Here is a 14302-nt window from a genome sequence, read left to right as displayed (position 1 = left end):
ATGCTTAAAGATTCTAAAAAATTTGTCACGAATACAGGCAATACTAAAATTTTAACTGAAATAGTTGATCAACTTAATAGTTGTGATGAATTTATCATAAGTGTGGCTTTTGTTACTTTTAGTGGCGTGATTTGTATTTTGGAGAATTTACAGCAGTTAAAAATAAGAAGAATAAAAGGAAAAATTTTAACGGGCTGCTATTTAAACTTTACTGAGCCAAAGGCTCTTGAAAAACTGTTGGAATTTGAAAATATTGAGCTTAAAATTCTTGATAATGAAAATTTTCACGCAAAAGGATTTTTCTTTCGCAGAAAAGGCTGTTGGAGCATTATGCTTGGAAGCTCAAATTTGACCCAATCGGCACTTACGGTGAATAATGAATGGAATCTGTTATTTAAAGCCGCTGTGGATGATATTTTCTTAAAACAAATTCTGGCTGAATTTAAAAATCTTTTTAACCAAGCAAGCTACGTGAGAGATATGCTTGATGGGTATAGAGAGATTTATCAAAGTCAAAGTAATTTACTTTCATCAAAAACTCTTGTTTTAAATAGAGTTAAAATAATTCCAAATAAAATCCAAGTAGAAGCTTTAAAAAGTCTGGAGAAGCTTAGGTTAAATGGTGAAGATAAGGCTTTAATAATTAGTGCTACAGGTACAGGTAAAACTTTCCTGAGTGCATTTGATGTTTTGGCATTTAAACCAGAACGATGCTTGTTTATTGTGCATCGTACGAATATTGCAATTAGAGCAAAGGAAAGTTTTTCTAAAATTATTAGTAGTAAAAGTCTGGGTTTGTATACAGGAGGAAATAAATCATCGGCAGACTATCTATTCGCTACGGTGCAAACGCTTAAAAATCCAAAAACTTTGGCAATTTTTAGAGCTGAAGAGTTTGATTATATAATTATTGATGAAGTTCACCATGCAGAGGCTGAGAGTTATAGAAAAGTTTTAGCACATTTTAAGCCCAAGTTTTTGTTAGGAATGACAGCAACTCCTGAAAGAACAGATAGTGCTGATATATTTAAATTGTTTAATTATAATATTGCTTATGAAATTAGGTTACATCAAGCTTTAGATCAAAATTTGTTAAGCCCTTTTCATTATTTTGCTATTGAAGATCTTTATATTGAATCAGAAAAAAAATTAGCTAAAGATTTTACTAGACTTACTAGTTATGATCGAGTGAACCATATCGTTGAAAAAATGAATTTTTATGGTCATAGTGGTCAGTATAGGTCAGCACTGATGTTTGTTAGTAATGTAGATGAGGCGAAGGAGTTAGCATCTAAACTTAATATTAAAGGCATAAAAGCAAAATCGCTTACAAGTCAAGATCCTGAATATATAAGAGAAAATGCTATTTGTGAGCTTGAATCAAATCGGCTTGAAGTGATTGTGACTGTAGATATATTTAACGAGGGTATTGATATACCATGCTTGAACCAGATTATACTTCTAAGACCTACGCAAAGTGCTATCGTTTATGTTCAGCAATTAGGTAGAGGTTTACGTAAATATAAAGATAAGGAGTTTGTTGTAGTTTTAGATTTTATTGCAAATTATGAGAATAACTTTCTTATCCCTATTGCTTTAAGTCAGGACAATAGTTACGATAAAGATCAGCTTAAAAAATTTATGATCTCACCAAACAATTATATTGTAGGTGAAAGCACGGTTACTTTTAGTCATGTAGCCAAAGAATTAATTTATAAAAATATTCAAAAAACTAATTTTTCACAGTTAAAGAATATAAAAAGAGATTATAAACAGCTTAAAAATGAGCTTGGTAGGATTCCAGCTTTAGTTGATTTTCAAAATTATAACTTTATATCTCCAGAGGTTATACTATCAACTAAAGATACTTATTATGATATTCTAAGAGCTTTTAAAGAGGAGATAATTGAACTTAATACAAGAGAGTATAATGTTCTAAAATTTATCTCTAAAGAGTTTACACCAGCTAAACGACTATATGAAATATTGATTTTGGAATATTTACTTAGTGTAGAAATCACGGGAATATTAGAACTTGAGAAAAAACTAAGCAGTTTATTAATAGATTTTGACAAAAATAGCTTTGAAAATGCATTGCAACATTTAACTTTACATATATTTACTGTAAATGCTGGTAGGCAAAATTATGAGCCTATTATAAGCATAAATAATGGAGTAGTTAGTTTATCAATCATAGAGTTAGTTAAGGATAATTGTTTTTTATATGGTCATATTAAAGACTTGATTGAGTATAATAAATTGATTTATATCAAAAAATATAGTTGTGATAAATATGTAAAGTTAGCCCTATATTCTAAATATATGAAAAAAGATATTGCTCATTTACTTAATCAAGATTACACAAATGGAGGCGTGAATTTAGCAGGCTATAGAGTTTTTGATGGTAAAGCCCTTTTGTTTATAACCTTTGATGAAAATAAAAAAAATGATAGCTATGATAATAGATTTATTAGTTCAAACTCTTTTACTTTTTTTTCAAAAAAAGGTAAATCATTGAATGATAGTATTGAAAAAGCCTTATCAATGAATAAATATGTCAGTTATGTGTTTGCTAGGGTTAATAAAGGTGAGAGTTACTTTTTTCTTGGTTTAGTTTCAAAATGTTTGGATGCTAAAGAAATTGTTGAATCACAGCAAATTATTAGGTATATATTTGAATTGGAACATGTTTTATCGAAAGATATGTGGGACTATTTTAAGGCTATTTATAAAAGCAAAAATTGAGGTTTTTTTTAAATAAATTTTGATTTTTGTTTGCTATAATGGAAATTGAAGGAAAATAATATTGGAGATTAGGTATGGCGTATAAGAAAGTTTTGTTGGCGGTAAATGTTTATGAAAATGCAGGTGTTGTTATTAATTCTGCTGTAGATTTTGCTAAGAAAAATAATACTGATGTGTTAAAAATTGTTACTGTTATCGATTGTGTAGCGCCTTTTGCTCCATCTATAGTTGATTTCCAGCATTCGATAGAAGAAGAAGCTAAGGATAGTTTAGATAAACTGGTGTCAAAGATTTCAGGGATTAAAGTCGATCATGAAGTATTAGTGGGTAATCCAGCAGCTGAAATAGTTGCATATGCAGAGGAAACAGAATGTGATGTTATCGTTTTGGGTTCACATGCTACTCATGGTGTTAATTTACTTTTAGGGTCTGTTGCAAATGCAGTATTACATAAAGCGAAATGTGATGTTTTAACTGTACGAGTTAGTGATGATGAAAAAGCCGATAGCAGAGCGCATAATTATCAAAAACTACTAGTGCCAACTGATCTTGAAGGAGATTCTTGTGATGTGGTTAATAAAGCAAAAGATATTGCAAAAGTTTATAATGCAAGGTTAGATACAGCATTTGTAATACCTAATGATAGTATTTCTTTAATGACTTATGAGACTGATAAAGTTGAAGCTGCTTTAACTAAATTTGCTGAAAAAAATGGTGTTGAAGGTGAGAGATCAGTACTAATTGGTGGGATTTCAAATAGCATCTTAGAAAAAGCAGATGAAAATAAAAATGATCTCATTGTTGTTGGAAGTCATAGGCGAGGTGCTATTGGTAGATTTTTCTTAGGTGCTACGGCTAATAGTATTTTACATGAAGCTAAGATGGATATTTTAGTAGTAAGACTTAAATAATATTTTTATAATCCGTCAAATTCGATCCTGAATAATCCTTTATTTTGTTATTAAAAAGTATATTTTTAATAACAAATGTATTTAAATAAAACTACTTACTTTAAATATTTGGTTTGAAAATGAAGAGACTACTAGTTCTATTGGCTAGCTCTGCAGAGTGGTATGAATTTACGGTATATTCTTTTTGTGCGGTTTATATAGGCGCGGCATTTTTTATGGGGGTGCCAACAGTTGGAATGGCTCTTTTACCATCTTATGCAACCATAGGAGTATTAGCCCCATTGTTATTAATTGCATTTAGAATTTTGCAAGGTATCGCAATTGGAGGACAATATAGTGGCTCAGTAGTTATATTAGTAGAGGCTGAGTCAACTATAGCAGCAAAGGCAAAAGCTGGTGTAAGTGTTGTAACAAGTGCTTTTAGTGGGATACTTTTGGCAATTGTGACTTTCCAGATTATAAGGTACTCTATCTCAGATCTGACTATGATGAATGGTGGTTGGAGAATTTTTTTTGGTATAGCAATTATCTTAGTGGTTTTATCATTTTTTCTTAAGCATAGTGATGACCAAGAAAAACCACCTAAATCAAATATTAGTTTAATTAGAGTAATATTTAAAAATTATAAAAGTATGGTATATATGATTTTACTTTGTTTTCCAGGTGCGGTAGTGGCATATTTTCAAATATAGTTAATCTGATAATATTGTGCTAAAGACGTGAGTAATAGCATCAGATAAATTATCAAAAGAATTATTTACTTTTCTTAAAATTCTTTTAAAATTGGCCCAAATTTTTTCTATAGGATTTAAATCAGGAGAATAAGCAGGAAGGTATAGTATCTGTATATCAAACTTCTCTGCTATTTTAGCCAATTTAGGAGACTTATGAAAACTAGCATTATCCATAACAACAGTAGTCTTTGGAATTAACTCAGGACATAAATGCTCTTCAAACCACTGATTAAAAATTTGAGTATCTGTATATCCAGTATACTCTAGCGGTGCTATAATCTTCTTTTCTAAATAGTTATAACCAGCAACTATACTTTTTCTCTGAGTTTGATAAGCAATAACTTCACCATAGCTAGGTTTACCAACAAGAGACCATCCTCTTAGTACAGACTGTTTATTATCCATACCCATTTCATCTAAATATACAAGTTTGTTAGGTTCAATAGTCTCAACAACCTCTATAAAACTTTGCCTATCTTGTTCTTTTCTTTGCTTATATTTAGGTGTCTTTTTTTAAAACTAAAACCAAGTCTGTTAAGACAATCATAAAATGTGCTTCTAGGTATTTCAGGAGCTAATGCTTCTCTAATATCTAAAGCCATTGCATCTGGATATGTTCTTAAGTAGCTTTCTATCGCTTCCTTATCTGTAAAGGTTGCTACTCTACCGCAACCCAAGCCTTGCTTAGATTTATAATCACCAGTTGTCTCGTATAAGTTTATCCAAGATCTAGTAGTACGGATATCTATATTAAAAAAATTACTTAGCTCTTTGTCTGTTAGGCCTTCTTTATATTTAGTTATTACGATATCTCTGAAATCTTGGCTATATGATGACATTTTTTCTAAATATTATAACATTATTGTCAAATAACTATCGGATTAACTATAACAATACTTCCTAATATAATTCTTAAAGTTTTAGGACAAACACATGTAAATGTCGCAATACTTACGACCATCAGCATTATCATATTTATAGTTTTATGTAATATAGCTGCAAAGCTGGTTAATTATTTTAGTATTAAAGCTATAACAACATTTGGCTTGATTTTGATGATTGTTTTGTCTGTTCCTATGTATGCTTTATATAAGTTTAATAGTGATTTCTTGGTAGTTTTTTTTGTGGTTATGGGGGCTATATTTGGTATTTTCTATGGAAATATTATGGTACTTTTTACAGAGTGCTTACCGCAAGAGGCTCGGTATACTGGCTTTGCGTTGGCTTATAATATTGGTTTTGGTATATTTGGCGGGCTGCTCCCATTTGTATGTTTTTATTTAGCGCATACTATTTCAGATTATATGGCTGTAGCCATGATTAGCTTAAGTGCCGTTGTGGGGTTAATCACACTGTACAGGCTAGAGCCTGATAGTTGTAAGCATTTATCTAATAAATAATGTTAGAGAGATATGTATGAAAGAGTATTTTTTAGGGCAACATTGTCTTGTCTATAATATTAGTGATGAACTTTCTTTAAGTGATAATCTAAAAATTTTGAAAATTTATATCGACATATTTGAAGATAAAGAGTTTTGTGCTAAATATAATATTTATGATATTGTGCCCACTTATAATTCTGTAGCATTTCATTTTGATTATAATGATGTACTTATGTTTAAGGAATCTATATCTCAGCGAATAAAAGTTGTAAATTATGAACAAAATATTAAGTCTTCAATCCATATCGTAGAAGTTGATTATAATGGTGAAGATTTACAGAAAGCTTCAAAGATTTTAAATTTGGAAGTTAAAGAAATTATTAAACGGCATTCTCAGGTTGAATACCATATTGCAATGTTAGGATTTAAACCTTACTTACCATATTTGTTGGGATTAGATCATAGCATAGCTATACCTCGTCTAGCATTTCCTAGGAATAGAATACCAGCAGGATCTGTGGGTATAGGTGGAGCTCAAACAACAATATTTCCTGAGCAAACTCCAAGTGGTTGGAACATCATAGGCAAGTCAAATTTTAGTGGTTTTAAGAGTTTAAGACCAGGTGATAAAATGATTTTTAAGGAAGTATAATGTTTTTAGTAAACTGTGATTTAGGGGAAAGAGGAAGTACACATCCTATTGATGATAAACTAGTTAAATATATTAATATTGCTAATATAGCTTGTGGTGGACATGCTGGTGATAAAGATAGTGTTGATTATTACTTAAATCTCTGTGAGCAAAATAATGTTAAGGTCACGGCTCATATATCATATCCGGATAAGGAAAACTTTGGTAGAAAAGTTATTAATATAGATAATGATAGTCTATACGCATCTTTTGATGCACAAATTGCACTTTTTGATAGCAAGATAAAAGCGATAAAACCTCATGGTGCATTATATAATGAGCTTAATGTTAATGAGGAGCTTGTGAAAATATTTGTGAAATGGTGTGTCAATAATGGTATTCAGGAGCTTTTAGTTAGTCCATTTGGAATTTTGAAAGAATATGCTCAATATAAAGGAATAAAAGTGATTAAAGAAAGCTTTGCCGAAAGGGGCTATATGTTGGATAAAAACAATAATCCAATGCTTATTCCTAGAGGGCAACCAAGTGCTGAAATTTATATTGTGGAAAAAGCAGTTAAGCAGTATGAGCAACTAAAGTCAGGTTTTATAGAAATTGATGGACAAATGATTTGCTTTGACTCACAGACCATATGTATTCATTCAGATAGTACTATAGCATTAGAACTTGCAAAGAAATTATCTAAAAACAAAGGCTAGGGCCAATTATGGAAGATATCTTTTCAACTATTGGAGGCTTATTTTTTAAGGTTTCAAATCGAGAATTTGGTTTTCAAGATAAAGGGGAATCTCCCAAGGGTGCTCAAGACCAGTTGAGTTTTAATATTGCATATAATCTTCTTGGGAAACCTTGTGATTTTCAAGCAGTAGAGATGGTTTATCCTGGTAAAATAGTTGCTAATAAGAATTTGATGATCGTCTTGTGTGGATCTTCATATAGTTAATCTGATAATATTGTGCTAAAGACGTGAGTAATAGCATCAGATAAATTATCAAAAGAATTATTTACTTTTCTTAAAATTCTTTTAAAATTGGCCCAAATTTTTTCTATAGGATTTAAATCAGGAGAATAAGCAGGAAGGTATAGTATCTGTATATCAAACTTCTCTGCTATTTTAGCCAATTTAGGAGATTTATGAAAACTAGCATTATCCATAACAACAGTAGTCTTTGGAATTAACTCAGGACATAAATGCTCTTCAAACCACTGATTAAAAATTTGAGTATCTGTATATCCAGTATACTCTAGCGGTGCTATAATCTTCTTTTCTAAATAGTTATAACCAGCAACTATACTTTTTCTCTGAGTTTGATAAGCAATAACTTCACCATAGCTAGGTTTACCAACAAGAGACCATCCTCTTAGTACAGACTGTTTATTATCCATACCCATTTCATCTAAATATACAAGTTTGTTAGGTTCAATAGTCTCAACAACCTCTATAAAACTTTGCCTATCTTGTTCTTTTCTTTGCTTATATTTAGGTGTCTTTTTTTAAAACTAAAACCAAGTCTGGTAAGACAATCATAAAATGTGCTTCTAGGTATTTCAGGAGCTAATGCTTCTCTAATATCTAAAGCCATTGCATCTGGATATGTTCTTAAGTAGCTTTCTATCGCTTCCTTATCTGTAAAGGTTGCTACTCTACCGCAACCCAAGCCTTGCTTAGATTTATAATCACCAGTTGTCTCGTATAAGTTTATCCAAGATCTAGTAGTACGGATATCTATATTAAAAAAATTACTTAGCTCTTTGTCTGTTAGGCCTTCTTTATATTTAGTTATTACGATATCTCTGAAATCTTGGCTATATGATGACATTTTTTCTAAATATTATAACATTATTGTCAAATAACTATCGGATTAACTATATCAGGTTACTAGAATTGATTGTAAGGATATTAAATATAATCAGGTTACTAAATTTAGTCAGGGAGAAATTTTAGAGTTTGCTGGAGCAAAAAAAGGGTTTAGAACTATAATATTAGCGATACCAATAACTAATAAAAAAGCATGTTTCTTAGGCAAAATGAGATCAAGAGAGTTGGAAAAATTTATAAATCAAAACTATAGGGATAATTTTATAAGAGTTATTAAGGGCCCTGAATATTCTATATTAAAAGATAATATTTTCTTTGAGAGTACTTGGAGTCTCTCACCAAATTCAAGTCAGATGGGTATATCTTTTGATGGTCCTAATATAAATAGCGAAAAAATTGAAATGATATCTCAACCAGTTACTGATGGTACTATACAATTGTCACCTAGCGGACCAATAGTTTTAATGAGGCATAGACAAACAGTCGGAGGTTATCCGCGTATAGCAAATGTTACAGAAGTGGATATTAGTAAATTGTCACAGTTTTCACCAGGGGCTAAATTGAGATTTAAATTGATTAGTTTAAATGAAGCTATAGAAAAGGATAATGAATTTAAAATGCTTTTAAAGAATAGCTAGTTAGAGCAAACTTACAAAAGGCTTTCTTTCTAAAATAAAATTTGATTTAAAGTGTTACCCCTTTATATACCACATTTCCGAAAAAAAATGATAGATTATATATTGCTGCAGCTATAAAAACAATATTTTTTTTTAGATATAAATTTTAAGCATTTCTTATTGTTATTATGGATTTTTTTGTTATAGACTCTTAACTGAAGAACATATGGAAACACTATAGCTGTAAAGGAGAAATATATATGTTGCGTAAGCTGGTTAAAAGTTTGATTCCAAGTCAGGATAAGATATTTTTTGAACTAATGATTGAAGCTACAGAGGCTGTTGAAGACTCTGCAAGAATTTTAGATAAGTTAGTTAAAGAAAGTGATAGTCTAACCATCTCAGAATTAGCAGAAGAGTTAAGGCTAACAAGAGCTGTAACTGTTGAGGTTGCGAATAAAATGGATCATGAGCTGTCACGTTATTTTGTTACACCAGTAGATAGAGTTGAATTGCACAATATAATTACACAACTTTTAAAGCTTAATAAAAGAATAGTTAAAATTCATAGATATATGCAGATTTTAATGGAGGAAGAGAGAGGTGATGTTAATTTATATTTAGCTAATTGTGTAGAAACTTTACGCAAAATGACAAAAGTTTTAGATGATATGATGAAAGCTTTTGTAAAGGGTGAGATTAAAGAACTGAAGAGTTTGTATATAAGACTTACAACATTAGATGAAAATGTTATAGAAGACTTAGCTCATGCACTCAAGAAATTCTCACACTATGAGGAAGCAGATGTAATTTTTATAATGAAAGTAAAAGATATATATAAGGCCATTGAAAACGCGATTTCTACTTGTACATCTATAGCAGAGTCAATTATGAGAATATATGTTAAAGAAGTTTAGCTAAAAGGTATATAAAATGATCACATCAATACTTATTGCTATTATTTTGATAGCTTTATTTTTTGAATTCACAAATGGTTTTCATGATGCTGCAAATGTTGTAGCAACACCTATAGCTACTAAATCATTGACTCCATATCAGGCTATAGGTCTAGCTGCTTTCTTTAATTTTTTAGGAGCATTTTTTGGTACGGCGGTTGCTGCGACTATATCAAAGGGTCTTGTTGATACAAGTGTAGTTACAGATATTGTTTTAATCTCGGCCTTGCTTGGTGCAATAAGTTGGAATTTTTTTACATGGAGTTTTGGTATTCCATCCAGTTCTTCTCATGCCTTAATAGGGTCTTTGGTAGGAGCTGTAATTATTGGTTCTAGTTATAAAGATGTTAACTATATGACAGTAATTCATAAAGTGTTAATACCAATGGTTAGTTCTCCTCTTATAGCATTTTTCTTAGCTTTGATAATATGTATATTTTTATTAAATATACTTATGCGTTTTTTTATGGTTAGAACAACAAATAAATATATAAGAGAGATGCAAGTAATATCAACAAGTTTATTATCTTTTTCGCATGGCTCTAATGATGCACAAAAAACTATGTCAATCATAACATTGGCTCTCCTAAGTGCTGGCTTAGTACATACAACACAAGTTCCAGATTGGGTTATTATACTGTGTGGACTTGCTATGGGGTTGGGTACATTATCTGGAGGTAAGAAAATAATTAAAACTCTAAGCACTAAGCTATCTAAGCTTGAACCTGTTAATGCGGTTTCAGCAGAACTTAGTTCAGGGGTATTGGTTTTAGCAGCTTCACATATTGGTTTACCTGTTAGTACTACCCAGGTTGCTTCAGGATCTATTATGGGAGCAGGTTATGCTGACTCAGGAGTTAACTGGAGAGTTGTTAAAAAAATGGTGACAGCATGGGTGCTAACTATTCCAGCGTGTATCATTCTTACATGCCTTATATATACAGCATTATATAATTTATTTGGTTCTTTTTAGTTATAAAAACTTCTATTTATTATTAAAAGCTTTATAATCTACGCTATTCAAAAAAATTATATTTATTTAAATGCAAGAGAAAATTAATAGACTTATGATTTTCATTCATTGGGCTACGGTTATACTTATATTTTTAGCCTTTATAACTATTGAATTTAGAAGTACTTTTGGTAAGCATACCTTATATCATGATGTAATGAAAACCCTTCATCTTTATATTGGATTTTTAGTTTTATTTTTGACTATTTTTAGAATGGTTATTAGAAAATTTATAAAACTACCAATAATGGGAAAAAGGATGTTTTATAATAATTTTAGAGCTATAGTGTCTAAGTTAGTCCATACTTTTTTATATGTTTGGTTAATTGTTATGCCTATATTAGGGTGGTGTATAATAAGTGCTAAAGGAGGTTATGTTATGCCATTTGGTTTACCAACTATTCTTGAGGTTATGCCTAGAGCAGATGTTATAGAAATAAAAGATATACATGAGTATTTTGCGTTTGTTGGTTTGGCTGTTATAGCCGTACATGCATCGGTAGCCATTATAGAGTACTATTTAGTAAAAAGAAACAAAGAAGTAATAATATAATATCATTATAGAGCTTGAGCTTAATAAACTAAGTGTTTTTTATATTCTATAAAGGTTAGAGGAAACTAACTATGTTTTTAATATCTTCTCTCTCTGTTCGGTAATTATTTACTTTCGCTGATGTATTTTCATACCCTATAGCTATTCCACACAATAATATGTAATCATCAAATCCATCTAATTCTTTTTTTATTATATCTGGATAATGTCCTAATGAAGCTTGGGGACAAGTAGCTAAGCCTAAGTCTAGAGCGGCTAGTAAAATTGACTGTATTAGCATGCCACAATCCATATAACTACTAATTCCAGTGTCAGCATATTTAAAAATAAATATAGCGCTTGGAGAATCAAAAGAAATATAGTTTTTCTTCCATTGTTGAATACGTTTTTCCTTGTCATCTCTGCTGATATTTATAGCATTGTATAAGTCATATCCACATTTGCTAGCACGTTTTTTTAATTCTCCCTCTAGAAAGTTGTCACCATCATAATTATATTCCATCCTGGGTTTTTCACGGTTATTGCAAGCGGTTAGAATTTTATGCATAAGGTCTATTTTTTTTTGCCCACTAACCACTACAATCTTCCATGGCTGAGTGTTTTTGCTTGAAGGCGTCCATTTTACAGCTTCAAAAAGTTCTTCTAAGATTTTTATGGGAATTGGTTTGTGTATAAATTCTCTAACGCATTTTCGCTTTTTTAATGCTTCTAAAGTTTGCATGGGCTTACCTTTTTTTAGATTATAGGGTTCAAAATACATTCTTTTTTTACTTTAGCACAAAAGTTTGATTAAAAATGATAATAATAGTTAAAATTTATTTTTATCAAGTAAAATAAATACTATGATAATAAATCAAGTAATTGCTGCATAATAAATAAATGAAAAATATATATATTTTGGTGAATATTTTTTTGGCTTGTGTCACCTCAGTGGCAGCTACAGAAATTTCAGCATATTATTCTGTAAGTGATCTTTCTAAAGGCTACTATTCTGATGATATAAATTATCAGCAGCTAGATAAGTTAATATATAAAGGAATAAAGATCTCTGATTGTAAGCTAAATAGTCGTAGTGTGAGATCTAGTGATTTTATAAAACCGTTATGTTTATCCGAACTACCTATTGAAGAAAATAATGCGATAGTAAGTGGTTTGGTGGATTTGATAAAACATGGGAAGCCGGTATTACTTAATATAAATGATATGCATACAAATGATTTAGTTACTATTATACAACCTCAGTTTAGAGATGTTTTTATAGATTCCATAGAGCAATTTTTTGAAGATGTAAGATTAAAAACGATTAGTAGTAAAAGACGTTATGGAACAACTTTTGCAGGAGTTAATATTGATTGGCAACCTTATGCAAATACATGGTTTTTTCTATATCAGAAAGGAGCACGTAATGAGTTACAAAATTATTTAGATTTTTTGAGTTTAATTAAATTTAAACTTCTCGCTGAAGTAGATATAACTTTACCAGCTAAGGCAAGTATTATTAAGAAAGTAGAAGATGTTTACCCTGGTTTTTGGAGGAAGTTATCAAGTATTGTAGATGTTATGAATATTAATACTTATTACCATAATACTTTAGATATAGAGCAATTCACTAATTATAATTCACCACTTTATTTTGATAAAAACCAACCTCAGGAGGTAGATAACAGAGAAAATGGTAATATATTTTCTACAGTTGGCGCATATCTTAAATATAATATTGACCCTAGTAGATTGGTTATAACCATACCGACATTTGGAGTTGGTTATAGTGAAGTATCTCAAAAGAATGACGGGTTGTATCAGAAATTTTCAAATGATGACTTTAGTGACTCTCTAGTAAAAGAGATTAATTATAGGGATATAGTTACTTTATCAGCTTCTGATTGGAAAATAGTTAAGAGTGAGATGAAAATAGGTCAAGCTTTGGCTTATAATAAAAAACAAAGTGAGTTTTTAACAATTGATACTCCTGAAACTGTTAAGGAAAAAATAATGTTTGTAAAGAAATATGGCTTAAAAGGGGTATTATTTTCAGATATTGCTGGTGATTTAAAAAAGAACGATGCTTTTTATGATAAAAAGTCATTGTTGGTGGCAGCGGATGAGGCTAATTTAGATAATTAGATAAAGTGGTTTTGTACTTGGATATGATTAATAAAAAGGTTAAAAATGATTCTTACTAGAAAAAACTATATAATATGTTCTAAGAATTGAGGGGGATCGAGAATTGTTTACAAAAAAATTAGCTTTTACTTATTTCATTACAATAATATTAATTTTTAACTCTGGTTGGATAGATAGTGTTGTTTTGTATAATTCTTTTGGTGCTAGTGTGGCAGTTATGTCTGGTAATTTGAGGATTTTAGGACATAGTATCGCGGGTTCAGACTGGATATTTATGTATAAAGTTGCTGTGCTTGTTTTAGGTTTTGTCGTTGGAGCTACAATAAATGGGATTATAATGAAAACTGATACCTATGTTATTTCTGAGGATCATACTAAATCATTAGTTTTACAGAGCGCGGTTATGCTTACAGGCACTTTATTGATAGATATTTTTAGTAATAATCGTGTGATTGATGATTTATTTTTAGCTATAGCGATGGGTATGCAAAATAGTTTTACAACTTTATTTTTTGGCGGATTTGCTCGTACAACCCATATGACAGGTACAACAACAGATTTGGGTATTGAGATTGGTAGATTACTTCGAGGTAATACTAAAAATCTTTGGAAAATCCCTTTTTTTGCTATATGTATGATAATGTTTGTAGTAGGCAATGCTGCAGGTGTTATATGGGTCAAAATTTTTGGTCAATATTTTACTCTTATGTTATTCCCATCAGTAATTTTGCCTATATTTGTAGGTGTGATAATTCTATTAACTTATAATATGAAAGTTAGGAATAATAGTCTTTAGT

The 14302-nt window shown here is 30.4% G+C and carries 13 protein-coding genes and 3 pseudogenes; 13 read left to right on the top strand and 3 right to left on the bottom strand.

What is annotated here, in order from left to right:
* The 3 genes and pseudogenes from ACR0PV_RS10200 to ACR0PV_RS10190 form a co-directional block, all read left to right on the top strand.
* The gene (locus tag ACR0PV_RS10200; RefSeq protein WP_488172953.1) at positions 1 to 2745 is read left to right on the top strand and encodes a DUF3427 domain-containing protein; all 2745 of its coding nucleotides are present in this window, start codon (positions 1 to 3) and stop codon (positions 2743 to 2745) included.
* 74 nt (positions 2746 to 2819) lie between these two features.
* Positions 2820 to 3656 (top strand): universal stress protein, encoded by an 837-nt coding sequence (locus ACR0PV_RS10195; RefSeq protein ID WP_488172952.1) that lies wholly within the window; start codon positions 2820 to 2822, stop codon positions 3654 to 3656.
* A 119-nt stretch (positions 3657 to 3775) separates the two neighbouring features.
* Positions 3776 to 4345, top strand: a pseudogene (locus ACR0PV_RS10190) (MFS transporter); the annotation flags it as partial.
* Positions 4346 to 4348: 3 nt separating this feature from the next.
* Here the strand turns inward: ACR0PV_RS10190 and ACR0PV_RS10185 are convergent.
* A protein-coding gene (locus ACR0PV_RS10185) for an IS630 family transposase (protein ID WP_488172591.1) occupies positions 4349 to 5229 on the bottom strand; the annotation gives its coding sequence in 2 pieces (ribosomal slippage) (positions 4349 to 4905 and positions 4905 to 5229; 882 coding nt in all).
* A 48-nt stretch (positions 5230 to 5277) separates the two neighbouring features.
* Here ACR0PV_RS10185 and ACR0PV_RS10180 point away from each other — a divergent pair.
* The 4 genes and pseudogenes from ACR0PV_RS10180 to ACR0PV_RS10165 all read left to right on the top strand — a co-directional run.
* A pseudogene (locus ACR0PV_RS10180) lies at positions 5278 to 5790 on the top strand (MFS transporter); the annotation flags it as partial.
* 16 nt (positions 5791 to 5806) lie between these two features.
* On the top strand, positions 5807 to 6424 hold the full coding sequence (locus ACR0PV_RS10175; RefSeq protein WP_488172951.1) for a 5-oxoprolinase subunit B family protein: 618 nt from the start codon (positions 5807 to 5809) through the stop codon (positions 6422 to 6424).
* On the top strand, positions 6424 to 7122 hold the full coding sequence (locus tag ACR0PV_RS10170; protein WP_488172950.1) for a 5-oxoprolinase subunit PxpA: 699 nt from the start codon (positions 6424 to 6426) through the stop codon (positions 7120 to 7122). The genes ACR0PV_RS10175 and ACR0PV_RS10170 overlap by 1 nt, the downstream gene beginning before the upstream one ends.
* An 8-nt stretch (positions 7123 to 7130) precedes the next feature.
* Positions 7131 to 7361 (top strand): annotated as a pseudogene (locus ACR0PV_RS10165) (5-oxoprolinase subunit C family protein); the annotation flags it as partial.
* A gap of 2 nt (positions 7362 to 7363) precedes the next feature.
* On the opposite strand, the gene ACR0PV_RS10160 reads toward ACR0PV_RS10165, so the two are convergent.
* A protein-coding gene (locus ACR0PV_RS10160; protein ID WP_488172194.1) for an IS630 family transposase occupies positions 7364 to 8244 on the bottom strand; the annotation gives its coding sequence in 2 pieces (ribosomal slippage) (positions 7364 to 7920 and positions 7920 to 8244; 882 coding nt in all).
* A 208-nt stretch (positions 8245 to 8452) separates the two neighbouring features.
* On the opposite strand from ACR0PV_RS10160, the gene ACR0PV_RS10155 reads away from it, so the two are divergent.
* The 4 genes from ACR0PV_RS10155 (at position 8453) to ACR0PV_RS10140 (ending at position 11381) form a co-directional block, all read left to right on the top strand.
* A complete protein-coding gene (locus ACR0PV_RS10155; RefSeq protein ID WP_488172949.1) occupies positions 8453 to 8881 on the top strand; it encodes a 5-oxoprolinase subunit C family protein in 429 nt (142 codons plus the stop codon).
* Positions 8882 to 9120: 239 nt separating this feature from the next.
* Positions 9121 to 9777: a PhoU family transcriptional regulator gene (locus ACR0PV_RS10150; protein ID WP_488172948.1), complete on the top strand. Its 657-nt coding sequence runs from the start codon at positions 9121 to 9123 to the stop codon at positions 9775 to 9777.
* 16 nt (positions 9778 to 9793) lie between these two features.
* Complete coding sequence (locus ACR0PV_RS10145; RefSeq protein ID WP_488172947.1) at positions 9794 to 10789, top strand: anion permease; 996 nt, start codon at positions 9794 to 9796, stop codon at positions 10787 to 10789.
* Between the two features lie 70 nt (positions 10790 to 10859).
* Positions 10860 to 11381 (top strand): cytochrome b, encoded by a 522-nt coding sequence (locus ACR0PV_RS10140; RefSeq protein WP_488172946.1) that lies wholly within the window; start codon positions 10860 to 10862, stop codon positions 11379 to 11381.
* Positions 11382 to 11436: 55 nt separating this feature from the next.
* On the opposite strand, the gene ACR0PV_RS10135 is transcribed toward ACR0PV_RS10140, so the two are convergent.
* Positions 11437 to 12102, bottom strand: coding sequence for a nitroreductase (locus ACR0PV_RS10135; protein ID WP_488172945.1), 666 nt, complete (start codon positions 12100 to 12102; stop codon positions 11437 to 11439).
* A gap of 191 nt (positions 12103 to 12293) precedes the next feature.
* Between ACR0PV_RS10135 and ACR0PV_RS10130 the strand changes: the two genes are divergently transcribed.
* Complete coding sequence (locus tag ACR0PV_RS10130) at positions 12294 to 13505, top strand: glycoside hydrolase family 18 protein (RefSeq protein WP_488172944.1); 1212 nt, start codon at positions 12294 to 12296, stop codon at positions 13503 to 13505.
* 103 nt (positions 13506 to 13608) lie between these two features.
* The gene (locus tag ACR0PV_RS10125) at positions 13609 to 14301 is read left to right on the top strand and encodes a YoaK family protein (RefSeq protein WP_488172943.1); all 693 of its coding nucleotides are present in this window, start codon (positions 13609 to 13611) and stop codon (positions 14299 to 14301) included.
* Position 14302 lies beyond the last annotated feature (1 nt).

The sequence above is a fragment of the Francisella sp. AG1 genome, from assembly GCF_057683165.1.
Note: the sequence above shows the minus strand (reverse complement) of the source record. Positions and strands in the feature narration are given on the sequence as shown.

Coding starts and splice junctions, on each gene's coding strand:
- ACR0PV_RS10140 (WP_488172946.1), top strand. CDS start 10,860: ATGCAAGAGAAAATTAATAGACTTATGATTTTCATTCATTGGGCTACG.
- ACR0PV_RS10175 (WP_488172951.1), top strand. CDS start 5,807: ATGAAAGAGTATTTTTTAGGGCAACATTGTCTTGTCTATAATATTAGT.
- ACR0PV_RS10150 (WP_488172948.1), top strand. CDS start 9,121: ATGTTGCGTAAGCTGGTTAAAAGTTTGATTCCAAGTCAGGATAAGATA.
- ACR0PV_RS10145 (WP_488172947.1), top strand. CDS start 9,794: ATGATCACATCAATACTTATTGCTATTATTTTGATAGCTTTATTTTTT.
- ACR0PV_RS10195 (WP_488172952.1), top strand. CDS start 2,820: ATGGCGTATAAGAAAGTTTTGTTGGCGGTAAATGTTTATGAAAATGCA.
- ACR0PV_RS10200 (WP_488172953.1), top strand. CDS start 1: ATGCTTAAAGATTCTAAAAAATTTGTCACGAATACAGGCAATACTAAA.
- ACR0PV_RS10135 (WP_488172945.1), bottom strand. CDS start 12,102: ATGCAAACTTTAGAAGCATTAAAAAAGCGAAAATGCGTTAGAGAATTT.
- ACR0PV_RS10170 (WP_488172950.1), top strand. CDS start 6,424: ATGTTTTTAGTAAACTGTGATTTAGGGGAAAGAGGAAGTACACATCCT.
- ACR0PV_RS10155 (WP_488172949.1), top strand. CDS start 8,453: ATGAGATCAAGAGAGTTGGAAAAATTTATAAATCAAAACTATAGGGAT.